Source organism: Bradyrhizobium sp. CB2312 (genome assembly GCF_029714425.1).
Taxonomy (GTDB): Bacteria; Pseudomonadota; Alphaproteobacteria; order Rhizobiales; family Xanthobacteraceae; genus Bradyrhizobium.
Genome location: NZ_CP121668.1, coordinates 6,652,677 through 6,674,487, shown reverse-complemented (window position 1 = coordinate 6,674,487; position 21,811 = coordinate 6,652,677). Strand labels below are relative to the sequence as shown.

General features: G+C 66.0%; 18 protein-coding genes and 2 riboswitches. Of the genes, 12 read left to right on the top strand and 6 right to left on the bottom strand.

Features of this window, described 5'->3' with window-relative positions; translation table 11 throughout:
• The first annotated feature begins 40 nt into the window (after positions 1 to 40).
• A riboswitch (cobalamin riboswitch) is annotated at positions 41 to 261 on the top strand.
• A gap of 36 nt (positions 262 to 297) precedes the next feature.
• Genes QA642_RS32585 through cobT form a run of 3 tightly spaced genes read left to right on the top strand, consistent with a single transcriptional unit; the run spans position 298 to position 2,836 of the window.
• Complete coding sequence (locus QA642_RS32585) at positions 298 to 975, top strand: energy-coupling factor ABC transporter permease (RefSeq protein WP_283080541.1); 678 nt, start codon at positions 298 to 300, stop codon at positions 973 to 975.
• Between the two features lie 42 nt (positions 976 to 1,017).
• Positions 1,018 to 1,767: a precorrin-6A synthase (deacetylating) gene (gene cobF, locus QA642_RS32580; protein ID WP_283080540.1), complete on the top strand. Its 750-nt coding sequence runs from the start codon at positions 1,018 to 1,020 to the stop codon at positions 1,765 to 1,767.
• A 10-nt stretch (positions 1,768 to 1,777) separates the two neighbouring features.
• The gene (gene cobT / locus QA642_RS32575) at positions 1,778 to 2,836 is read left to right on the top strand and encodes a nicotinate-nucleotide--dimethylbenzimidazole phosphoribosyltransferase (protein WP_283080539.1); all 1,059 of its coding nucleotides are present in this window, start codon (positions 1,778 to 1,780) and stop codon (positions 2,834 to 2,836) included.
• 67 nt (positions 2,837 to 2,903) lie between these two features.
• Here the strand turns inward: cobT and QA642_RS32570 are convergent, their stop codons facing one another.
• A complete protein-coding gene (locus QA642_RS32570; RefSeq protein WP_283080538.1) occupies positions 2,904 to 3,482 on the bottom strand; it encodes a histidine phosphatase family protein in 579 nt (192 codons plus the stop codon).
• 72 nt (positions 3,483 to 3,554) lie between these two features.
• Positions 3,555 to 3,757, top strand: a riboswitch (cobalamin riboswitch).
• Positions 3,758 to 3,872: 115 nt separating this feature from the next.
• Here QA642_RS32570 and QA642_RS32565 point away from each other — a divergent pair.
• Together QA642_RS32565 and QA642_RS32560 are read left to right on the top strand one after the other, a co-directional pair.
• Positions 3,873 to 6,230: a TonB-dependent receptor gene (locus QA642_RS32565; protein WP_283080537.1), complete on the top strand. Its 2,358-nt coding sequence runs from the start codon at positions 3,873 to 3,875 to the stop codon at positions 6,228 to 6,230.
• Between the two features lie 12 nt (positions 6,231 to 6,242).
• Positions 6,243 to 7,667, top strand: coding sequence for a PepSY-associated TM helix domain-containing protein (locus QA642_RS32560; RefSeq protein ID WP_283080536.1), 1,425 nt, complete (start codon positions 6,243 to 6,245; stop codon positions 7,665 to 7,667).
• Positions 7,668 to 7,745: 78 nt separating this feature from the next.
• Here the strand turns inward: QA642_RS32560 and QA642_RS32555 are convergent, their stop codons facing one another.
• The 5 genes from QA642_RS32555 to QA642_RS32535 all read right to left on the bottom strand — a co-directional run bounded on the left by QA642_RS32555 (position 7,746) and on the right by QA642_RS32535 (position 12,603).
• Complete coding sequence (locus QA642_RS32555; RefSeq protein ID WP_283080535.1) at positions 7,746 to 8,786, bottom strand: tripartite tricarboxylate transporter substrate binding protein; 1,041 nt, start codon at positions 8,784 to 8,786, stop codon at positions 7,746 to 7,748.
• 363 nt (positions 8,787 to 9,149) lie between these two features.
• Entirely contained in the window at positions 9,150 to 9,818 is a 669-nt protein-coding gene (locus QA642_RS32550) for a siderophore-interacting protein (RefSeq protein ID WP_283080534.1), read from the bottom strand.
• Positions 9,819 to 9,914: 96 nt separating this feature from the next.
• Positions 9,915 to 10,607: a class I SAM-dependent methyltransferase gene (locus tag QA642_RS32545; protein WP_283080533.1), complete on the bottom strand. Its 693-nt coding sequence runs from the start codon at positions 10,605 to 10,607 to the stop codon at positions 9,915 to 9,917.
• Between the two features lie 105 nt (positions 10,608 to 10,712).
• Positions 10,713 to 11,537: a helix-turn-helix transcriptional regulator gene (locus QA642_RS32540; protein WP_283080532.1), complete on the bottom strand. Its 825-nt coding sequence runs from the start codon at positions 11,535 to 11,537 to the stop codon at positions 10,713 to 10,715.
• Between the two features lie 97 nt (positions 11,538 to 11,634).
• On the bottom strand, positions 11,635 to 12,603 hold the full coding sequence (locus tag QA642_RS32535) for a LysR family transcriptional regulator (protein WP_283087020.1): 969 nt from the start codon (positions 12,601 to 12,603) through the stop codon (positions 11,635 to 11,637).
• A 159-nt stretch (positions 12,604 to 12,762) separates the two neighbouring features.
• Between QA642_RS32535 and QA642_RS32530 the strand changes: the two genes are divergently transcribed.
• The 7 genes from QA642_RS32530 (at position 12,763) to QA642_RS32500 (ending at position 21,789) form a co-directional block, all read left to right on the top strand.
• A complete protein-coding gene (locus QA642_RS32530; RefSeq protein ID WP_283080531.1) occupies positions 12,763 to 13,383 on the top strand; it encodes a UbiX family flavin prenyltransferase in 621 nt (206 codons plus the stop codon).
• 34 nt (positions 13,384 to 13,417) lie between these two features.
• On the top strand, positions 13,418 to 14,833 hold the full coding sequence (locus QA642_RS32525; RefSeq protein ID WP_283087019.1) for a UbiD family decarboxylase: 1,416 nt from the start codon (positions 13,418 to 13,420) through the stop codon (positions 14,831 to 14,833).
• Between the two features lie 106 nt (positions 14,834 to 14,939).
• Positions 14,940 to 15,779 carry an AraC family transcriptional regulator gene (locus QA642_RS32520; protein WP_283080530.1) on the top strand — a complete coding sequence of 280 codons (840 nt, stop codon included), beginning with the start codon at positions 14,940 to 14,942 and terminating at the stop codon, positions 15,777 to 15,779.
• Between the two features lie 143 nt (positions 15,780 to 15,922).
• The gene (locus tag QA642_RS32515; protein WP_283080529.1) at positions 15,923 to 18,925 is read left to right on the top strand and encodes a molybdopterin cofactor-binding domain-containing protein; all 3,003 of its coding nucleotides are present in this window, start codon (positions 15,923 to 15,925) and stop codon (positions 18,923 to 18,925) included.
• On the top strand, positions 18,922 to 19,737 hold the full coding sequence (locus tag QA642_RS32510) for an FAD binding domain-containing protein (RefSeq protein WP_283080528.1): 816 nt from the start codon (positions 18,922 to 18,924) through the stop codon (positions 19,735 to 19,737). Before QA642_RS32515 ends, QA642_RS32510 begins: the two co-directional genes overlap by 4 nt.
• Positions 19,734 to 20,252 carry a (2Fe-2S)-binding protein gene (locus QA642_RS32505; RefSeq protein ID WP_283080527.1) on the top strand — a complete coding sequence of 173 codons (519 nt, stop codon included), beginning with the start codon at positions 19,734 to 19,736 and terminating at the stop codon, positions 20,250 to 20,252. Before QA642_RS32510 ends, QA642_RS32505 begins: the two co-directional genes overlap by 4 nt.
• Positions 20,245 to 21,789: an AMP-binding protein gene (locus QA642_RS32500; protein WP_283080526.1), complete on the top strand. Its 1,545-nt coding sequence runs from the start codon at positions 20,245 to 20,247 to the stop codon at positions 21,787 to 21,789. The genes QA642_RS32505 and QA642_RS32500 overlap by 8 nt, the downstream gene beginning before the upstream one ends.
• Positions 21,790 to 21,811: the final 22 nt, after the last annotated feature.

Genomic DNA, 21,811 nt, shown 5'->3' with positions numbered 1-21,811 from the left:
CGGGCTGCCTCTCGGCCCTTGACGCCCGGCTGGCGGAAGGGGCACACAGGAGAGGCATGGTGCTCAACGCGGCGCAAAGCGCCGGAGCATAATCGGGAATGGGGATGGGCGGACCCAGTTGCGGCGCCCAAAACCCCAGCCGCCCCCGCGACTGTAAGCGGTGAGGGGCTCCGAACCGCCACTGGGCCGCAAGGTCCGGGAAGGCCGGAGAACCCCAGCGAACCGCGAGCCAGGAGACCGGCCGTGCATGTTTTGAGGCCAAGGCCGTCGGGTGTGACGGCAGGAAGGAACTGAACCATGCATATCGAACCCGGCGTCGTGACCGGCGCCAAGCTCGTATTGAGTTACGCAACCGGCATCGCCGCAGGCGGCGTTGCCTTGAAGCTCGCGGTCGAGACCGTGCGCGAGCAGGGCATCGGCTCGCTCGCCGTGCGCACCCTCGCGACCACCGCGCTCGTCTTCACCTTCTTCGAGATCCTGCCGCACTTCCCGGTCGGCGTCTCCGAGGTGCACTTCATCCTTGGCTCGACCTTGTTCCTGCTGTTCGGTGCGGCGCCGGCGGCTCTTGGCCTTGCGTTCGGACTCCTGCTGCAGGGCGTGTTCTTCGAGCCCGCTGACCTGCCGCAATACGGCATGAACGTCACGACGCTGCTGGTGCCGCTGTTCGGGATCCAGGCGATCGCCACGCGGATCATCTCGCGCAACACCGCCTATGTGGACCTCAGGTATCGCCAGGCGCTGGCGCTCTCGACGACCTACCAGGCCGGCGTGATCGCCTGGGTGGCATTCTGGGCGCTCTATGGCTCTGGCTTTGCGATGAGCAACCTCGCCAATATCGCGACGTTCGCGGCGTCCTATGCGCTGGTCATCATGATCGAGCCGCTTGCCGATCTCGCGGTGCTGGCGCTGGCGAAGTCGCTGCGCGGTGTCACCGCGCCCGGCCTCGTCACTCCGCGTCTGCACAACGCGGCGTAAGAGATTAAGGGGCGGCCGTCATGGCCGCCCCTCGCGCTCGCGATGCTCACGCTCTCCCTGATAGGCATCGGTTGCGGCGATCCCGGGCAGCTCACGCGCGCCGCCATTCAAGCCATCAACGCCGCCGATCTGATCCTGATCCCGCGCAAGGGCACCGCGAAATCCGATCTCGCCGATCTCAGGCGCACGATCTGCGCGGATGTGCTCACCAGCGACAAGACCCGCATTGCCGAGTTCGATCTCCCCGTGCGCGACGCGGGCGAAGCCGATTACCGCAAGGGCGTGGATGATTGGCACGATGCGGTTGCCGCGACATGGTCGCAGACGATCGCGGATCATCTCGGGCGTGACGGCAAGGTTGCGCTGCTGATCTGGGGCGATCCCTCGCTCTACGATTCCTCGCTGCGCATCGCGCGCCGGCTCAATCCGTTGCCTGATATCGAGGTCGTGCCCGGCATCACCTCGATCCAGGCGCTGTGCGCGGCCCATGCATTGCCGCTCAACGAGATCGGCGAGCCGTTCCTTGTCACGACGGGACGCCGCCTGCGCGAAGGCGGCTGGCCGCAGGGCGTCGATACCGTGGCGGTGATGCTTGACGGTGGCACCGCGTTCCGGTCGCTCGATCCGGCGGGGCTTCACATCTATTGGGGCGCCTATCTCGGCATGCCCGATCAGATCATCCTATCCGGCGCGCTGGCCGAGATTGGTCCGCGCATCGTCGCCGCGCGGCAGGAAGCGCGCGAGCGGCATGGCTGGATCATGGACAGCTACATTCTCAAGCGCGGGCGTTAAGCGAGGCAGCATGCTTCCCGAATGGGTCTACCAAAAGTGCCCTGACGTCTCCGCGGTCCATCGCGAGGCAGCGATTGCGCGTCAGGCGCAGCTCACAAAACCGACCGGCGCGCTCGGCCGGCTCGAGCAGCTCGCGATCGAGCTTGCGGGCCTGCAAGCGACCGAGCAGCCGCGCGCCGCGCGGGTGCCGATCATCGTTTTTGCCGGCGACCACGGCATCGTCGCGCAGGGTGTGTCTGCCTATCCGCAAGGAGTGACCATCGCGATGATGGCGAATTTTGCTTCCGGCGGCGCGGCGATCTCGGTGCTGGCGCGCGAGCTCGGCTCGACTCTGGAAGTGGTTGACGCAGGCACGCTGGCGCAGGAGGCGATGGGAGGCGTCGTCACCGACAAGCCGCGCAGCGGCACCCGCGATTTCAGCGTCGAGGCTGCGCTTGCGCCTGCCGAACTGGCGTTTGCGTTCGAAGCCGGCCAGCGCGCGGTCGCGCGCGCGGAGGCCACCAAACCCGATCTCCTGATTTTTGGCGAGATGGGCATCGGCAACACCACGACATCGGCGGCGATCGCCGCGAGCCTGCTCGCCGTCAGCGCCGAGGAGATCGCAGGCAGCGGCACCGGTGTCGATGCGGCGGGCCGCGCGCACAAGGCGCGGGTGATCGATGCCGCGATTGCACGCCACGGCGTTGCGGGCGCGGCGCCCGAAAAAATCCTGTGCGCCGTCGGCGGGCTCGAGATCGCCGCGATTTGCGGCGCCATCATCGCCGCCGCGCAGCGCCGCATTCCCGTGCTGATCGACGGCTTCATCGTGTCGGTCGCGGCGCTCACGGCAGCGCGGCTCAATCTGTCGTGCCAGCCGTTCCTGCTGCCCTCGCATCAGTCGGCGGAGCAGGGACATCGGCTGGTGCTGCGCGCATTGAACGTGCAGCCGCTGATCAGCCTCGATCTCAGGCTCGGCGAGGGATCGGGTGCCGCCATCGCGCTGCCGCTGGTGCGGTCGGCCTGCGCGCTTCACAACGGCATGGCGACGTTCGCGCAGGCGAACGTGCCGGATCGGCCTAAAGCGCGATGAGATCATCGCGCTTTAGGTTGTTGTTTGAGCATGATCTTTTCGGAAAACCGCTGCGCACTTTTCCGGATCATGCATAGCTGATCCGCTGATTGACGGAAACGACTCGCCAGCCGGTCGCGAGCCGGTCGATCCGGGTCAGCGACAGCGGATCGATGACGAAGCGCAGGGCTGCCTGCGGCGTCAGGTCGAGCGCGATGCAGAGCGCAGCGCGGATCGTGCCAGAATGGACGACGATCGCGGCGGGCCCCGCGCCGATCCGTGACAGGCCGAGCCGGACACGCGCGATCTGATCCTCAAAGCTTTCGCCGCCCGGCGGCCTTCCACGCGCTGGATCGCTCCAGAACTGCTCATAGGCCTCGCCACCGGTCGCGGCGAGCTCGTCATGCCGATGGCCGGTCCAGTCGCCAAAATCCTGCTCGCTGAACTCCCTCACCAGCGTCGGCTCCAGCCCCAGCGCCCGCGCGGTCTCGGCCGTGCGCCGCGACGGGCTGGAATAGCTCGCAGCATCCCGCGGCAGACGCTGCCGCAGCGCCTCGAGTTGTGCGCGATCGCGGAGATCGGCCGGTGCGTCGGCGGCGTGGATCGTCCCTTTGACGCCGTCGACGGGCGCATGTCTGATCAGCCAGAGGAAGGTCTCGCCTTCCATGCTCATCTCCAAGGAAATTGGGTGCTGTGGCAATAACGCCGCAGCTTGCACATTGACTCTGTCTTGGTCGTAATCCTAGATGCCTTTGACGGTTTCCCCGAGAGGGGATGAAAAGGGAATGCGGTGCGGGGACATTGTCCCCAATGCCGTAGCTGCCCCCGCAACTGTAAGCGGTGAATCCTTCGTCAGAAGCCACTGGGTCCTCGGTCCCGGGAAGGCGACGAAGCGGTCACGACCCGCGAGCCAGGAGACCTGCCGTCAGCCGTGGTCACACGCGAAGATGTCGGTCGGGGAGTACAGACATTCGGCTTCATCGGAAGGCTCAAAGCCTGATGATGGGACCTTGGTTCGCTGTGACGTGCCACTGACGTCATACCGAGGTCCAAAACCGTGTCTTCCATCCGTATCGTACGACCGCGCGCCCTGCTGCTCGCCTCCGCGTCGCTCGCGTCACTTGTTGCCGCCGATATGCCTGCCGCGCTGGCGCAGCAGGCCCGCGAACCGCTGCCGCCCGTTGAAGTCTCCCCCGCCCAATCCCGCAAGCAGGCCAAGCCGGCCGGCCGGGACGCGCAGAGCCCACGCAGCGCAACAGCGCGCAGGCCGGCGGCCGCATCGGCGGCGGCCAAGCCCGCCGTGCCGGCCGCAGCAGCGCAGACGCCACTCAACACCAATGTGGTGGCCGAGAGCGCTTCGCGACTCGGCCTGACCGTGCAGGAGACGCCCGCGACCGTCGAGGTCATCTCGGCGAAAACAATGCAGGAGCAGGGCTATCACACCGTGTCGGAGGTGGCCCAGGGCGCCGTCGGTGTCACCTCCGGCGACAATCCGGCCGAGCCAGCGGCCTTCTCGATGCGTGGCTTCACCAACAGCCAGATCAACATGCTCTACAACGGCATCAAGATCGGTCCGCAGAACATGACCTCGCGGATCACGGATACGGCCAATCTCGCAGCCGTGGAATTTTTGAAAGGTCCGGCCTCGCTGATGTCCGGCGAAGGTGCCGCCGGTGGCGCAATCAACCTGGTCACGAAGCAGCCGCACACCGGGCCGATCCGGAATGAGGCTGACTTCTTTTGGGATTCGCTCAACTCGTTCGGCGTCCACTACGGCTCGGGCGGCAGCACCAACGTGCAGGGGCTCGACTACCGCTTCGACATCAGCCGTTCCTCGCTCAACGGCTTTGCCGACGACACCAACACCAAGATGCTCGATATCTCCGGCCAGCTCAACTACCGCATCTCCGACAGCCTCAAGATCTGGGGCGCGATCGAGTATCGCGAAGATCGCGGCAAGGCCTATTGGGGCGCGCCGCTGGTGCCGATCGCCTTCAGCGGCTCGCATGCGACGAGCGGCATCGTTTCGGGCAATTACGTCTCCAACTACAACGGAACCAACCTCGGCGCTGTCACTATCGATGACCGCACCTTCAATACCAACTACAACGTCCTCGACAATCGCAACGTCGCCCAGGAACTGTGGCTGCGTGGAGGCTTCGAGCTGAAGCTCGCGCCCGACCTGACACTGAAGAGCCAGGCCTATGGCTACGGCGCCGAGCGCACCTGGTTCAACAACGAGGTCGAGGCATTCAACTCCGTCTCGAATCTCGTCAATCGCGAGCGCTTTTACGTCGCGCACAGCCAGCGCCTTGTCGGCAACATCACCGATCTCATCTGGGACACGAACATCGCCGGCTTCGACAACCGGCTGGTCACGACATTGTCGTCAAGCTATCTGGATTTTGTCAGGCCCGGTGCTGCGAACTTCCCCGGCGACGCCGTTTCGCTCGTCGATCCCGCCCGCGGCTATTACGGCCTGCTCACGATCCAGCAACAGACCGCGCGCATCGACAATGAGGCGCTGTCGTTCGAGGACCGCTTGAAGCTGACGCGCAGCTTTGCGCTGGTCGGGGGCCTCCGCGTCGAGCATATCGGGCTTGACCGCAACTGGACCGACGTCAACGGCCTGGTGAAGGCTGGCTTCCCGTTCACGAAGGACTGGGTCCCGACGACGGGCCGCATCGGCTACACCTGGGATGCCGTGCCCGGCCTGACCTTCTTCAGCCAGTACGCCACCGGCGCCGACGTTTCCGCCAACAACATCTTCCTGCTTGGGCCGGCCCAGCCGCTCGACCTGACCACCGCACGCACCTATGAGACCGGCGTCAAGCACCTGTTCTGGGACAACAGGGCGGAGTGGTCGTTCTCCGCCTACGACATCCTGCGCAAGAACGTCTACGCGGCAGCCGGCGGCCAGACGCTCAACGTTGCGGGACGGCAGGAATCGAAGGGTGTGGAGCTTGCAGCCGCGGTGCGCCCGATCGAGCCGCTGCGTCTCTGGGGCAACATCGCCTATGTCGATGCGCGCTATGCCGACTACAATTTCGTCGGCGGCTCGTTCTCCGGCAATACGCCGCCGAATGTGCCGCGCATCGTCGCCAATGCCGGCGCGTCGTACCGGTTCTTCACGCCCTGGCCGGTGGAACTCGGCATCACCGGTCGCCATGTCGGCGACCGCTACAACACCGACGCCAATGTCGTGACATTGAAGGCCTATACCATTGCCGACGTCTATGCCTTCGTGGACATCCCGAAGACGGTCTTCAACGCGGTCGATCAGGCGCGCCTGACCTTCCGCGTGCGCAACATCGCCGACAAGCGGTACGCGATCTGGGGTGATCCGTTCTATCCCGACCAGATCCTCTTGGGCGCGCCGCGCACCTATGAACTCTCCGCCGCGTTCAAATGGTAGGGCGCTGATCCCATGATAGAAGCGATCGTCCTGCTGCACCGCTGGCTCGGGGTCGCGTTCTGCCTGCTGTTCGCGATGTGGTTCGCGAGCGGAATCGTGATGCACTTCGTTCCGTTTCCGTCGCTGACGGAAGCGGAGCGGTTTGCCGGATTGGCGCCGGTTGATCCTGCGGAGGCGAGGATCACGGTCGCCGCAGCCGTGGCGGCAAGCGGGGTTGCGGATGCGACGCGCGCGCGACTGGTCCAGCGGGTCGATGGGCCGGTCTACGTCGTGTCAGGGCGATCGCACCTCGGCGCGGTCCACGCCTCCGATGGACAGGACGCGAGTGTGACGTCTGCCGACATTGCACTGGCCATTGCCGGGGCGCACGCCAGCCGGCGAGGGCTCGATCCAGCGCCGGCTGCGATCGTCGCAGGCGCGGATTACGACCAATGGAGTGTTCCGAACGGCTTTGACCGCCATCGGCCCTTGTTTCGCATCGCCCTCGGCGACACCGCCGGGACCGAGATCTATGTCTCGTCGCGCACCGGCGAGGTCGTCCTCGACACGAGCCGAAGCGAGCGCGGCTGGAATTGGGTCGGCGGCGTCTTGCACTGGATCTATCCGACGGTGCTGAGGCGCAATTGGGCGCTGTGGGACCGCGTGGTCTGGACGCTGTCGCTGCTGGCCTCGATTGCGGCCCTGCTCGGGGCGGTGCTCGGGATCGTGAGGATCAGGATGCGGGGACGCGCGATCTCAACGCCGTATCGAGGCTGGCACGCCCTACATCATCTCATCGGGCTGGCGGCAACGCTGTTCGTGCTGACCTGGATTTTCAGCGGCTGGCTGTCCATGGATCACGGCCGGCTGTTCTCGCGCGGGCAGTTGACGCCGGCCGAATCGCGTGTGGTGGATGCCGCGCCGGACTGGATGGCGGCATCGCGCGAGCAGCTAGTGTCACCGGTCCGCGAAGTCGAATGGTTCGGGTTCGGCGGCAATCTCTATCGTCGCGACCGCCTTGCTCAGGGGGCCCAGACGTTGGTCCGGGCAGGGGATGTGTCCCGTGATGGACAAGCAGGAATCTTGAGTGGGCACGACATTCAGGAATTGACGAGGCGCCTTGCCGCGAACTGCGGGGTGCCATCTGTTCTCGCTGAGCCTGACGACTATCCGGCGCAGTCCACCGTTGCCGGAGCGCCCGTCTACCGCACCCGATGCGGCGAGGTCTGGTTCGATATCGACGGCGCCGACGGCAGCGTGCTGCAACGGCTGGATGCCTCGCGGCGGGCCTATCGCTGGTTCTACAGCGCGCTTCACACGCTCGACTTTCCGGTCCTGATGGCGCATCCGCGCCTGCGCGAAATCCTGATTGTCGGACTTTGCGCGCTCGGTCTCGTCTTCTCCGTGACCGGCATCGTCATCGGCTGGCGGCGTCTGCGGTCGACCCTCGCGTCTTGAACGCGGACGACCCGCGAGGGCCTTGATGTCGCCGTCGGCGACGGCGAGGTGCTCGGCCGCGGCAAGCTGGCGTGACCCTCACATCGGCTCAATGCCGATCTTCTTGATGATGCCGGCCCATTTCGTGGTCTCGACGGTCATGAATTTGGTCAGGCCTTGCGGGTCCATCACCAGCGGCTCGGCGCCCTGTTCGACGAAGAGGGCGCGCACCTTCGGATCGTTCACCGCTTCGACCATCGCTTTATAGAGCTTATCGACGACAGCCTTGTCGGTATTCGCCGGCGCGAGCAGAGCAAGCCAGGCGGCGCTCTCGTAATCCTTCAGGCCAGCCTCGGCAGCGGTTGGCACGTCAGGCAGCGCCGTCATGCGCTTGTCGCTGGCAACCGCGAGCGGGCGCGCATCGCCGCTCTTGATCAGGCCGAGAACGTTCGGCAGGAGCTGGAAGCCGAGCGGGACCTGGCCGGCGATGAAGTCCGGCGTGTAGGCGGCGATGTTGCGGTAGGGCACGTGGGTGATCTCGGTGCCCGTGAGCTGCTCGAAATAGGCCGCCGACAGATGCTGCGACGAGCCGACGCCGACCGTCCCGTAGTTCAGCTCGCGCGGATGCGCCTTGGCGTAGTCGATCAGTTCACGCAGCGACTTTGGCGGCAGCCTCGAATTGATCACGATGACATTCGGCATCGTCGCGAACAGGCCGATCGGGGCGAGATCCTTCAGCGGGTCGTAAGGAAGCTCCTTGTAGAGCGACTTGTTCGCGGCCAGCGGGCCCGATGTGCTCATCAGCAGCGTGTAGCCATCCGGGGCCGCATGTGCCGCGGCCGCGGTGCCAATATTGCCGCCCGCGCCGGGGCGGTTGTCGACCACAAACGCTTGTCCGAGCGACGTAGACATGCGGTTGAGCAGGATGCGCGTGATCACATCGCTGGCGCTGCCGCCGGCAAAGGGCACGAGCACCTGGATCGGCCGGGCGGGATAGTCTTGCGCGTTCGCGGCCCGCATTCCGGCGGCTGCGAGCAAGGCGCCGCCACCGAGCGAGAGCAGTGATCTCCGGTCAAGATGAAATCCCTCGCTCTGCTGCGAAGCGGTGTTCGTGATCTTGCTGCGACCGAACCGTGTCATCTCCGACTGGATCTCCCGACTGTCTTGTTCTGCGCGCCCTGGGATCGCCCGGGACAGGATTCGTCGGGGATGAGCGCCAGGCCGCGATTTTCTGTGCCTGGACCGTAGTTATCCGCTTGATGCGACCGTCATGCCGGCTCGTCTCAGAACTTACCAACCCGTCTCATTTTGAAGGCGGGCGCGACATCTTGTTCGAGCGATAGGATGGCGAGATCTGAGTGCCACCGTCATGCCCGGGCTTGTCCCGGGCATCCACGTTCTTTGTACGGTGTGGAGGGGCGTGGATGGCCAGGCCAAGCCCGGCCATGACGACGCTGAGATATCAGCGTGCGATCAGGCAGACCAAACCCTGAGCGACACGCTTTAATCCAGCCCGGTCTTGCCCGGCGCCCAATAGGCTTTCGCCTTGATCCGTGACGATGCGACGCCAGCGGCTTTCAGCGCGCGGCTGATGCGCTGGATCGATGATGCTTTTCCTGTCAGGACGAACTGCGCGCCGTTTGCAGCAAGGCGCAGCATTTCCGCCTCGACGGCTGCGAGATGTACATCGTCCGCGCTGCGGGCAATCAATCGTGCTTCACCGAGGCTGATCGCCTCCAGCACCTGCCGCGACGCCGCGACATCAGTGGTTTCGAACATGTGGAGCGCACCGCCGGCTTGCAGATTGTCGCGCAATGCCGCCGCAAGACCGAACGAGGTCTCATCGCCAAAAAGGACGATGGGCGCCTCAAAGCCGGTGAGATCGAGCGAGCGACGCGGGCCGAAGAACTGGCAGGTGTCGCCTTCGCGCAAGGCGTCCACCCATCGGCTGCCGGGGCCATCGCCATGGACGAAGGCGAGCAGGCGTGTCCGGCCGCTACCCGCGTTCCACGACATCGGCGTATAGGTGCGCGCGCTCAGGCCTGCGCCCATCGCGACCTGAATCTTCTGGCCGGCCGCCCAGGCGACGGTCTTGAGCGCTTCGCCTTCGAGCTCGACGAGCCGGAAGTGCGGCGAAAGCGTCTCGATTGCGGCGATGCGCGCGGACCGCATCAGCCATCGCCGCAACATCTGCGTGACCCTTCCTCGTGGCGCCCGCGATGAGATTTGCGCCTGCTGACCGGGATCGTTCAAGGCCTGGCTCCCGGATCATCTGGTCTTGATCGTGAGTTCGTTGCCGCGGCCGGGGTCGAACGGCAGCGACAGCGAGAGGTAGCCATTGTCGGGATCGCGGACGTAGTCGATATAGCCAGAGGCTTCCTCGAACGCGTTCTCGCCGACGATGAGCGCGCCAGGCTTCAAGTGCGGCTCCAGCAGCTTGAGAATGGGAAGGTAGAGCGTGAAGGCGCCATCGAGCATCACCATGTCGATCTCGCCGCCGAGATCGGCTTGGAGGGTTTCTCGCGCGTCGCCAACCCGGAACGAGACCAGGTCCGCCAGCCCCGCCGCCGCGACGTTCGCTCGTGCGCGCTCGATCTTGCCGGGTTCGAGATCGGTCCCGATCAGGCGGCCGCCGCCGATGTCGCGCAAGCCCGCGGCCATGTAGATCGCCGAAATCCCCATCGAGGAGCCGAACTCGACGATGCGCTTGGCCTTGCTGGCGCGAACGCACATGTAGAGGAAGCGCCCGAACCGCGGTGAGACGCTCAGGAAATTGTTCGCAAATCGCTGATAGACCTCATTGAGATCGCGGCTCTCGGCCGCGATCGCCTGGCTGATCATCTCTTCACGGCTCGTGCCCTCATTCACAAAGGCCTGCATCAGCGGCGCGTCGGCGATCTCGGCTTCCTGATGAAGACGATGGAGGACGTCGGCGACGAGGCCGGTGCTGAGTGAATCCATGTTGGTCGGCTCCCTGCAATGCGCCCACCGGCGCGTCGGAGCCTGGATACGAAATCGTCCCTTGGTGCACATTCCGCGAACGGGACAATCGATTGCGATTTCCGGTCAGTGTGCGCTGATGCGGCGTTCGGCGAGATATCGCGCCGGCGGCTTGCCGAGCGCCTTGCGGAACATGGTGACGAAGGCGCTCGCGCCCTCATAGCCGAGATCGAGCGCGACAGCCTGCACCGAGGCGCCCTGATCGAGGCGCTGAAGCGCGATGAGGATGTGGAGCTGCTGGCGCCAGCGGCCAAAGCTCATGCCGGTCTCGCGTTGCAGGATGCGAGTGAGGGTGCGCGGGGCGACGGCGATGCGCCGGCCCCAATCGTCGATCGTCGCGCGGTCCGAGGGATTTTCGATCATCGCGCTCGCGATCCGGCGCAGCCTGGCATCCGCAGGCATCGGGAAGCGCAACTCCTCGATCGGAGCGGCAGCGAGCTGGTCGAGCAGCACCGTGGCGATCCGGCCGTCGGGCCCGTCGACGTCGTACATGACAGGCATGTGGGTGGCATGCACCAGCAGGCTCGCCAGCAAAGGCGAGATCGACAGCGTGCAGCATTGACGCGGCAGCGTCGGGACTGCATCCGGTTCGATGAACAGGCAATGCATCTCGACATCGCCGGCGACGCTCACGCCGTGCGGGACATCACCAGGAATCCACACAGCGCAACGCGGTGGTACGATCCAGACGCCATGTCCGGCCTCCAGCCTGACGATGCCCCGCAAGGCCAGGACGAGCTCGTCCTTGCGATGCGTGTGCATCGCGAGCTCCATGCCCTTGGTGACCATGCGGCCGCCGAAGGCGGCGATGGCGCGCGGCACGGCTTCGGGGTCGAAGTCCCCGAGATCATCGGGGAGGAATTGGTCGTCGTTGAGCCGGAAGAAGGGCATGGCGGGCGGTGAGTGGTCCGGACGCGGTGGCGTGCGTCAAACAATATCGGGCCGCCATCGAAACTTTCAACGCAGTCGGATTGAATCTCGATTGGTTCTAACCTGCTCGCTTCCGCGGCTTCCTGCGGGCCCTGCGGGAGGACGAGCTTGTGCCATTGGAGGCAGGCTCCACGAACTCTCTCGCCACGGCGGCCGCCTGCGCAAGGTCCTGGCTGATGATGTCGAGCACGGCCTTGGCCGCGACCGACACCGCGCGCCTGGGATGATGCACCCAGGCGATCGAGCGCACGATCCGCTGCGTGTCGAAGCGGTGCGCGCGGATGGTCCCGCCCGCCAGCGATTGCCGGAGCGCGATGGTCGGCAGCACCGTCGCGAAATCGGTGGTCGCGATCACGTCGCAGAGCGCGGGCAGGGTGTCGAGCTCCAGGCGCGGGCGCAGGTCGATGCCGACCGCCGCGGCGTGCTCGTCCAGGATCAGCCGCAGGCCGTGTCGCTTGGAAGGCAGCACCAGGTCAAAACCTGCGATGTGGTCGAAACGCAGTTTCGCCGGCGGCCTCATCGCGTTGTCCTTGCGACAGGCGAACACCATCTCCTCGTCCATGACGTGATGGGCGGCCAGCGGCGTCTTCCGCCGCGGCACGTTGATCAGCGCGAAATCGAGCTGGCCGGTGTTGACCCAGTCGACCAGCGTCTCGGTGTAGCCCTCGCAGACCGACAGCGTGATCTCGGGATAGCGGCTGGCGACCGTCGCAGACGCGCTCGCCATCGTGCTTTGCGCGACCGAGGTGATGAGGCCGACCGAGACCCGGCCGGAGATGCGCCCGCCGAGCTGCGCCATCTCCTGCCGCGCATGTTCGGCATCGCGCACGATCGGCGCCGTCAGCCGCACCAGCGCCTCGCCGGCGCTGGTCAGCGTCATGCCCTGGACGCTGCGGTCGAACAGTTTTTGGCCGAGCTCGGCCTCGAGCTTGGCGATCTGCATGCTCAGCGCCGGCTGCACGATGTTGAGCTGGCGCGCGGCCCGGGTGACGTTCTTCTCTTCGGCGAGGCACAGGAAATATTGCATCTGCCTGAGTTCCACGGGGCTGTCCTTCGTTCACCGGTCCTGCTCGTTACCATCATCCCAGATGATGAATGATATAATCAATCATTATTTGTGGTGATGGTTTGGATTGCCTAGTCTTGCGGCTGAAGGGCGCGCGCCCTTCCGGGAGCGAAACCAAAGATGCAGGACGCCACGCCCAAGCGGATGATCATCGGCATTTCCGGCGCCTCGGGCGTCACCTATGGCGTGCGCCTGCTGCAGCTGCTGCGCAATGCCGGCGTCGAGACGCATCTGGTGATGTCGAAGACTGCCGAACAGACCTTCGCCTATGAGACGGACCTGAAGATTGCCGAGGTGAAGGCGCTCGCCAATGTCTGCCATGCCATCGACGACATGGCCTCGGCAATTTCCAGCGGCTCGTTCCGCACCGCCGGGATGATCGTGGCGCCGTGCTCGATGCGCTCGATGTCCGAGATCGCCTCCGGCGTGACCACGACGCTGCTGACCCGCGCCGCCGATGTCGTGCTGAAGGAGCGCCGGCGCCTGGTGCTGATGGTGCGCGAGACCCCGCTGCACACCGGGCACCTCCGGACGATGACGGCGTTGTCGGAGATGGGCGCGATCATCGCGCCGCCAGTGCCGGCCTTCTACGCGAAACCCGAGAATCTCGAAGACATGGTCGAGCACACCGTCGGCCGTGTGCTCGACCTCTACGACATCGATATCGGCGTGGTGCGCCGCTGGGGCGAGGACGAGGCGCTCAAGCGCCGCTCGCCGACGTTGCACAAGATCGTGCCCTGATCTGAAGGCTTAAGGAAAGACCCGTCACATGCAAATGGAAACTCCGGTCAGGACAGCTGCGAAGACGTCGTCCGATCTGCGCGCCTGGCTCGCTTATCTCGCCGAGCGTGGCAAGCTCGCGATTGCCCGCGAGGGCATTGGCCTCGCCGACGAGCTCGCCGCAATCGCCAAGCGGCTGGAGCGCGACAGCGCCGTGCTGTTTCCGCGCCCCGATGGGCACGACATTCCCGTCGTCGCCAACCTCTTTGCCGGCCGTGACTGGGTCGCGGAGTCCATCGGCGTGACCGAGGACCAGCTGCTACCGCGATTCCTGGCCGCCGCGAGCCATCCGCTACCGACGCATGAGGTCGCGAGCGGCCCGGTGCAGGAAGTCGTCCACAGGGATGTCGATCTGCTCCGCCGGCTTCCGGTGCCCAAGCATAATGAGCGCGACAGCGGTCCCTACATCACAGCCGGCCTCTTGATCGCCCGCAACCCGAAGACCGGCGTCCAGAACGTCTCGATCCACCGCTGCCAGATCTCCGGCAAGAATCGCATCGGCGTGCTGCTGCTGCCGCGGCACACTTTCTCCTATTATCGCCTTGCCGAAGAGCTCGGCCAGGCGCTGGAGATCGCCATCGTCATCGGCGCGCACCCCGCGCTGATGCTGGCCTCGCAGGCGATCGCCGCACTTGACGAGGACGAGATGGCGATTGCCGGCGCGCTGCTCGGCTCGCCGGTGGATGTGGTGAAGTGCCGCACCAATTCGGTCCGCGTGCCCGCGCATGCGGAGATCGTGATCGAGGGACGCATTCTGCAGGGCGTGCGCGAGCCGGAAGGGCCGTTCGGCGAATTCCCTCAGTATTACGGCCCGCGCGCCAACCGTGAGGTAATCGAGGTCGACGCGATCACGCATCGCAAGGCGCCGATCTTCCACACCATCGTCGGCGGCGGGTTCGAGCATCTCATCCTCGGCGGCGTGCCGCGCGAGGCGACGCTGCTCCAGCATCTGCGCCGCAGTTTCCCCAATGTGCTCGACGTCCGCCTCACGCGCGGCGGCACCTGCCGCTATCACCTCGCGATCAAGATCGACAAGGCCAATGACGGCGAGCCCAAGAACATCATGATGTGCGCCTTCGGCGCGCATTACGACATCAAGCAGGTGGTCGTGGTCGACAAGGATGTCGACATCTCCTCGTCCGAGGAGATCGAATGGGCGGTGGCGACGCGCTTCCAGGCCGACCGCGACCTCATGGTTATCTCGGGCGCGCTCGGCTCGAAGCTCGATCCGACCACCGACAATGGCATCAGCGCCAAGATGGGCCTGGACGCGACCGCGCCGGTCAGCGCGCCCGAGCTCGCCTTCAAGCGCATCCGCGTCAAGGGCGAGGAGGATGTCGATCTCGCCACCGCCTTGCAGGCTGATCCGAGCGCGGCTGTCGCGCGTCTTCTCGCGGAGGCGCTGATATGACCGACTTGCGTCCGTTTGCGCCGTTGGAATATGAAGCGGGGGCTGCCTATAGTGCCGCGCCAACAAAGCAACCATTTTGCAGCGCAATGCTGGGAGGAAGGAACTGATGTCGACGGCCCTGCGCATCGCTCATGGCGCTTTCGGCAGGGTCGCTCTGCTCGACATGGACCGTTCGCTGGTCCGCCACGCTCACCATCATTGCCACGTCCTGCTCAAGGTCGAGGGCGCCGACACCCATTTCATGGTCGGCGACCAGGTCACGCCGCTGACGGACACCGCCGCGGTGCTCGTCGACGGCTGGAAGCCGCATGCTTACGTGCACGACGTCAATCGTCCGCGCACGCTCATCATGGCGCTCTATATCGAGCCGGAATGGCTGAAGGAGTTCCGACCCGGGTGGGCCGCCAGCGGCGCGCCGGGCTTTTTCGAGCGACCGTCGGGCGAGGTGTCGCCGCGCATCCGCCAGCTCACGCTGCATTTGGCGGCCGAAATGATGGCGAATCCGGATGCGGTGCGGACGCACGAGGAGACGCTGTCGGACCTGATGATCGCGGTGATCGAGCGTTTCACGCCCTGGCGCAGCTTCCCGACCTCGATCCGTGGCATGAGCGCGGTGAGCTGCGACTGGCGCATCCGCCGCGCGATGGACGCGATGCGCGCTCAGGATTCCTATGCCAGCGTCGACCAGTTCGTGAGGGGCGCCGGCCTGTCGCGCGCGCAGTTCTTCCGGCTGTTCGAGACCTCGCTCGGCGTCTCGCCAAAGATCTATCTCAACGTCGTCCGCATGGAGCGCGCGCTGGAAGCCGTGATGCGCGAGGACACGCCGCTCGGCGAGCTCAGCGAGCGGTTTGGCTTTCCGGAGCCGGCGCATTTCACGCGCTTCTTCCGCGATCACGCAGGCGTCAGCCCGCGCGAGTTTCGCAACGTCTCGCGCCTTGCGGGTTAATTCTTGCAGGCTGATATTGCGCTGCACGCTCTCGAATGAGACGATTTGGTAAGTCGTGAGAGCGGGCGGTATGGCCCGCGTACCCCCAGTCCTGACAAACGTCACCGTCGCGTCAAAGAACGCATCGGGAGGTATGCCGGGACATGTTGCAGGCGGTCAAATCCGCAAATCCGGGACGTGGCGATGAGCCGTGGGTCGGGCGTTCGATCGAACGCATCGAGGACGCCGCGCTGCTCTCTGGCCGCGGCCGCTTCATCGACGATCTCGGCGTCCAGCCCGGCACGCTGCACGCAACCATCCTGCGCTCGCCGCATGCGCATGCCGATATTCTCTCCATCGATACTGAAGCTGCAAACCGCCTGCCGGGCGTCGCGGCGGTTCTGACCGGCAGCGACGTCAAGGCCGTCACCACGAGCCTCGTCGTCGGCGTGAAGGCGCCCGTGGAGTGTTGGCCCATTGCGATCGACCGCGTGCGCTATGTCGGCGAACCGGTCGCCGTGGTGGTCGCCTCGGATCGTGCGCGCGCCGAGGATGCGGCCGAGCTCATCAATGTCGAATATCGCCCGCGCGGCGCCGTCGTCGATCCGCTCGGCGCGATCGCGCCCGGCGCGCCGGTGCTGCATGACGGCTTTCCCGGCAATCTCGCCAGCGATCGCTCATTCCGCTATGGCGATCCCGAAAAAGCCTTTGCGGATGCGTCGCATCGTTTCTCCATCGATATCCGCTATCCCCGCAATTCCTGCACGCCGATCGAGACCTACGGCGTCGTCGCCTCGCACGACGCCGGTGAGGACGCCTATGAGGTGCTCGCGAATTTCCAGGGTCCGTTCAGCATCCACACGGTGATTGCGCGTGCGCTAAAGGTGCCGGGCAACCGGCTGCGGCTGCGCACGCCGCCGGATTCCGGTGGCAGCTTTGGCGTCAAGCAGGGCGTGTTTCCCTACATCGTGCTGATCGCCGCCGCCGCGCGCCTCACGGGACGGCCGGTGAAGTGGATCGAGGACCGGCTCGAACATCTCACCGCATCGGTGTCGGCGACCAATCGCGCGACGACGCTGGCAGCGGCGGTCGCGGCCGATGGAAAGATCCTCGCGCTCGACTGGGACCAGGTCGAGGACTGCGGCGCTCACTTACGCGCGCCCGAACCGGCAACGCTGTATCGCATGCACGGCAATCTGACCGGCGCCTACGACATAAGCCACGTCAAGATCCGCAATCGTGTCGTCGTCACCAACAAGACGCCGACCGGCCTCAACCGCGGCTTTGGCGGTCCGCAGGTCTATTTCGCGCTGGAGCGGTTGGTGCAGCGGATCGCGATCGGGCTTGGGGTCGATCCGCTCGATGTCATCAAGCGCAACCTGATCGATGCGGGCGCTTTCCCTTATCGCACCGCGACCGGCGCCTTACTCGATTCCGGCAATTACCAGGAAGCCGTCGCGCGCGCAGTCGAGCAGGGCAGGCTTGCCGTGCTGAAGGCGAAGCGCGACGCGGCGCGGGCGCAGGGGCGCCTCTACGGCATCGGCTTCACCGCGGTGGTCGAGCCCAGCGTCTCGAACATGGGCTACATCACCACCGTGCTGACGGCGGCCGAGCGCCGCAAGGCTGGACCGAAGAACGGCGCGCAGGCGACCGCCACCGTCGGGCTCGATCCGGTCGGCAGCGTCACGGTTCATGTCGCCTCGGTGCCGCAGGGGCAGGGCCACCGCACCGTGCTGTCCCAGGTCGTCGCCGATGTCTTCGGCCTCCAGCCCAAGGATATCCGCGTCAACACCGAGATCGACACCGCCAAGGATGCCTGGTCGATCGCCTCAGGGAATTACGCCAGCCGTTTCGCCGCCGCCGTGGCAGGCACGGCCAAGCTCGCCGCCGAACGCGTCGCTGGTCGGCTCGCGCGCATCGCCGCCAGTCGGCTGAATGTCGAGGCCGCCGACATCGTGTTCGCAAAGGGTTTCGTCGCCTCGAAGCATAATCCGGAGAACCGGATCGCGTTCTCGCGCGTCGCCGCGCTCAGCCACTGGTCGCCGGGCTCGCTGCCTGACGATGCCGGCCAGACCATTCGTGAGACCGTGTTCTGGACGCCGCCGGAATTGACGCCGCCTGATGATGACGACCGCATCAACTCCTCGCTCTGCCACGGTTTCATCTTCGACTTCTGCGGCGTCGAGGTCGATCGGACCACGCTGGAGACGCGGATCGATCGCTACGTCACCATGCATGATTGCGGCACGATCCTGCATCCCGGCATGGTCAACGGCCAGATCCGCGGCGGCTTCACCCAGGCGCTCGGTGCCGCGCTCTACGAGGAATACGCCTACGCCGAGGACGGCAGCTTCCTGACGGGAACGCTTGCCGACTATCTGCTGCCGACCACGACCGAGGTGCCGGAGCCCGAGATCTTCCACATGGAGACGCCGTCGCCGTTCACGCCGCTCGGCGCAAAGGGCGTCGGCGAAGGCAATTGCATGTCGACGCCGGTGTGCATCGCCAATGCGGTCGCGGATGCGCTCGGCGTTGCCGATATCACGCTGCCGCTGGTGCCGGCGCGACTTGCGGAGCTCGTGCGCGGCGCCGAGCCGCCGCCGCCGGAAGGTGACGCGACCGCGGCGCCTGCGCGCGAAGGCGACCGGCGGCTGCACGGCGAGGGGCAGGCCTCGGTCAAGGGGGCGCCCGAGCAGGTCTGGGCGATGCTGCTCGATCCCGCCGCGCTGCAATCGGTCATTCCCGGCTGCCAGCGCGTCGACAAGATCACCGACACCCATTTCCGCGCCGACGTCACGCTCGGCATCGGCCCCGTCACCGGACGCTATCGCGCCGACGTCGAACTGTTCGATCTCGATCCGCCGCACGCCGTCACCTTGCGCGGCGGCGCCACTGGCGCGCTCGGCTTCGGCAACGCCGAGGGGCGCATTACGCTCGCGCCCGACGGCAACGGCGGGACGAAGCTCACCTACAGCTATGACGCCGCCATCGGCGGCAAGGTCGCGAGCATTGGCGGCCGGCTGCTGGATGGCGCGACGCGCGTGATCATCGGCCAGTTCTTCACCGCGCTCGCCCGCAAGGCGGGCGGTGGCGGGGCGGAGAGGGGCGGCTTCTCGCTGTTCGCGCTGCTGGCGAAGGTCGCGAGCCTGTTCGGGGGGCGCCGATGAAGCCGCCCGCATTCGATTATCTCCGCGCCGAAACCGTCGGCGATGTGCTTGAAGGCCTCGCACAGCAAGGCGGCGACGCCCGTGTGCTCGCTGGTGGCCAGTCGCTGATGGCGATGCTGAACATGCGCCTCGCCAAGCCGAATCTGCTGATCGACATCATGCGCATCAGGGAGCTCCGCCAGATCGAGCGGAAGGGCGATGCCGTCGTGATCGGCGCCGGTGTGCGCCAGGCCGATCTCCTGGCCTGGCCTGATCTTGCTGAGGCGCTCCCGCTGGTGGCGCTGGCGCTGCCCTGGGTCGGACATATGCAGACCCGCAGCCGTGGCACCATCTGCGGCTCACTCGCGCATGCCGATCCCAGCGCCGAGATGCCGCTCGCGCTGGTCGCGCTCGGCGGCGAAGTGCTGCTCCGCAGCGCCAAACGACGCCGACGCGTTGCCGCCAAAGACTTCTTTGCCGGCATGATGCTGACGGCGCGCGCCGACGACGAGCTGATCGAGGGCATCTCGCTCCCCATCGTCAAGGGATCGCGCTTCGCCTTCCGCGAAGTCGCGCGCCGGCATGGCGATTTCGCCATCGTCGCCTGCGCCGCGATGAAAACGCCGACCGGCGTGCGTCTCGCTGTCGGCGGGGTCGCGGACGTGCCGACGGCGCGCGACTGGCCGCGGCTGGAGGGCAGTGCGCTCGACGATGCCCTCAACGCCTTTGCCTACGAGCTCGGCGCACGCGACGACGTCCACGCCACCGCGCGCTACCGCCGCGACCTCGTGCGCATGATTGGCCGCGATCTGATCGGCGAGGTGGTGCAATGACCCATCTCAAGGCTGATCACCGCCATGCAATCCGCTTCGCGCTGAACGGCAGGCCGGTCGAGGGCGAGGCCGAGCCGCGCATGCTGCTCTCCGATTTCCTGCGCCACCAGCTGGGTGCGACCGGGACGCATGTCGGCTGCGAGCACGGCGTTTGCGGCGCCTGCACCGTCGTCGTCGACGGCATGTTGACGCGGTCCTGCCTGACGCTCGCGGCGCAGGTCGATGGCTGCGAGCTCAAGACGGTCGAGGGGCTTGCGCCTTCGGCCGACCGGCTCGGCGTGCTGCAGCAAGCGTTCCGCCGCAACCACGCGCTCCAGTGTGGCTTCTGCACCGCCGGAATCTTGATGTCGCTCGACCATTATCTCGCGAAGCATCCGGCGCCGACCGAAGCGGAGATCCGCGATCTCCTCAGCGGGCATATCTGCCGCTGCACCGGCTACACCCCGATCATCCAGGCGGCGCTGGAAGCCGCCGCTGAGCTTGCTTCATCCAAAAAAGAGACGTCTGATGCTTGATCTCGCCAGCAGCTTCATCGCCAGCGCCGCGCGCGATCCCAATTCCATTGCGCTCGTCGACGGTGATCTCCGCCTGACCTATCGGCAATGGTACGACAAGATCTCCGCGCTCGTGGTCTCGTTCGACCGCCTTGGGCTCAAGCCCGGCGATCACGTCGTCACGCTGCTGCAGAACCGCTGGGAAGCGGCGACGCTGCACTGGGCCTGCCAGTTCGCGGGCATCGTGATCACGCCGATCAACTGGCGCGCCAAGGCCGACGAGCTCGATTACTGCATCGAGAATGCCGAGGCCCGCGCGGTGTTATACCAGGACATCTCCGCCGAGGCGGTGCAGGGCTCGGCGCTGTCAGGCAAGCTGCTGCGCGTGTCCGTCGATCCCGGGACGGGCGAGGCCACCAGCTTTGCCGATTTGATCAAGGACGCTGCGCCCGATGCCGAGCCGCGTGTCGGCGCCGATGCCTGGTCGATCATGCTCTACACCTCGGGCACGACCTCGCGTCCGAAGGGCGTGCCGCGCCGCCACCGTGCCGAACGTGCCGCCGCGATCGCCCATGTGGCGCAAAATCTCTATGGCCGCGGCGAGCGCACACTCGGCGTCATGCCGCTCTATCACACCATGGGCGTCCGCTCGCTGCTGGCGATGTCGCTAATCGGTGGCTGCTTCATCTGCCTGCCGCGGTATGACAGCCGCCAGGCGCTGGCCCTGATCGAGCAGGAAGCCATCACCAACCTCTATCTGGTGCCGACGCTCTATCACGACCTCGTCCATCACGAGGCGTTCGCCAAGACCGACGTTTCCAGCGTGCGCAAGCTCGGCTTTGCCGGCGCCTCGATGACCGATGGCCTGCTGAAGAAGCTGAACGAGGCGTTCAAACCAAACCTGTTCGTCAATCACTACGGGAGCTCGGAGATCTACACCTTCACGATCGATCAGGATGCTGCCGCAAAGCCAGGCTCGGCCGGCAAAGCGGGGCTGAACCAGCACGTCAAGGTCGTGCGCATCGGCGCGAAGTCGGTCGCAGAGCTCGCCGCGGTCGGCGAGGAGGGCGAGATCATCGCCACGCTCAAAGGCGACGAAGCTTTTGAAGGCTACTGGCGTCGCCCCGAGGCCGACGCAAAATCGCTGCGCGAGGGCTGGTACTTCACGGGCGACACCGGCTTCGTTGATCCCGACGGCGATCTGTTCGTCACCGGCCGTGTCGACGACATGATCATCACCGGCGGCGAGAACGTCTCGCCGGTCGAGATCGAGAGCTGCCTGTCGCTGCATCCCGCCGTCGACGAGGTCGCGGTTGTCGGTGTCGCCGACGAGAAGTGGGGCAAGGTCGTCGCCGCCTTCGTCAAGCGCAATCGCGCCGTATCCGAGGTCGAGCTGGAGCAGTTCTGCCGCACCTCGGGTCTCGCCAATTTCAAGCGGCCGCGCCGCTACGTCTTCGTCGACGCGATCCCGAAATCGCCGGTCGGCAAGCTGCTGCGGCGACTGCTCGTTGCCGGAGAATACGAGGCCGAGCGCCTGCCGCCATCGGACGCCGCCTGATCATCACCATCAACAGAAGGAA

Coding starts and splice junctions, on each gene's coding strand:
- QA642_RS32505 (WP_283080527.1), top strand. CDS start 19,734: ATGACCCATCTCAAGGCTGATCACCGCCATGCAATCCGCTTCGCGCTG.
- QA642_RS32535 (WP_283087020.1), bottom strand. CDS start 12,603: ATGCAATATTTCCTGTGCCTCGCCGAAGAGAAGAACGTCACCCGGGCC.
- QA642_RS32520 (WP_283080530.1), top strand. CDS start 14,940: ATGTCGACGGCCCTGCGCATCGCTCATGGCGCTTTCGGCAGGGTCGCT.
- QA642_RS32555 (WP_283080535.1), bottom strand. CDS start 8,786: ATGACACGGTTCGGTCGCAGCAAGATCACGAACACCGCTTCGCAGCAG.
- QA642_RS32525 (WP_283087019.1), top strand. CDS start 13,418: ATGGAAACTCCGGTCAGGACAGCTGCGAAGACGTCGTCCGATCTGCGC.
- QA642_RS32585 (WP_283080541.1), top strand. CDS start 298: ATGCATATCGAACCCGGCGTCGTGACCGGCGCCAAGCTCGTATTGAGT.
- QA642_RS32550 (WP_283080534.1), bottom strand. CDS start 9,818: ATGCGGTCCGCGCGCATCGCCGCAATCGAGACGCTTTCGCCGCACTTC.
- QA642_RS32540 (WP_283080532.1), bottom strand. CDS start 11,537: ATGCCCTTCTTCCGGCTCAACGACGACCAATTCCTCCCCGATGATCTC.
- cobF (WP_283080540.1), top strand. CDS start 1,018: ATGCTCACGCTCTCCCTGATAGGCATCGGTTGCGGCGATCCCGGGCAG.
- QA642_RS32560 (WP_283080536.1), top strand. CDS start 6,243: ATGATAGAAGCGATCGTCCTGCTGCACCGCTGGCTCGGGGTCGCGTTC.
- QA642_RS32570 (WP_283080538.1), bottom strand. CDS start 3,482: ATGGAAGGCGAGACCTTCCTCTGGCTGATCAGACATGCGCCCGTCGAC.
- QA642_RS32510 (WP_283080528.1), top strand. CDS start 18,922: ATGAAGCCGCCCGCATTCGATTATCTCCGCGCCGAAACCGTCGGCGAT.
- QA642_RS32500 (WP_283080526.1), top strand. CDS start 20,245: ATGCTTGATCTCGCCAGCAGCTTCATCGCCAGCGCCGCGCGCGATCCC.
- cobT (WP_283080539.1), top strand. CDS start 1,778: ATGCTTCCCGAATGGGTCTACCAAAAGTGCCCTGACGTCTCCGCGGTC.
- QA642_RS32545 (WP_283080533.1), bottom strand. CDS start 10,607: ATGGATTCACTCAGCACCGGCCTCGTCGCCGACGTCCTCCATCGTCTT.
- QA642_RS32515 (WP_283080529.1), top strand. CDS start 15,923: ATGTTGCAGGCGGTCAAATCCGCAAATCCGGGACGTGGCGATGAGCCG.
- QA642_RS32530 (WP_283080531.1), top strand. CDS start 12,763: ATGCAGGACGCCACGCCCAAGCGGATGATCATCGGCATTTCCGGCGCC.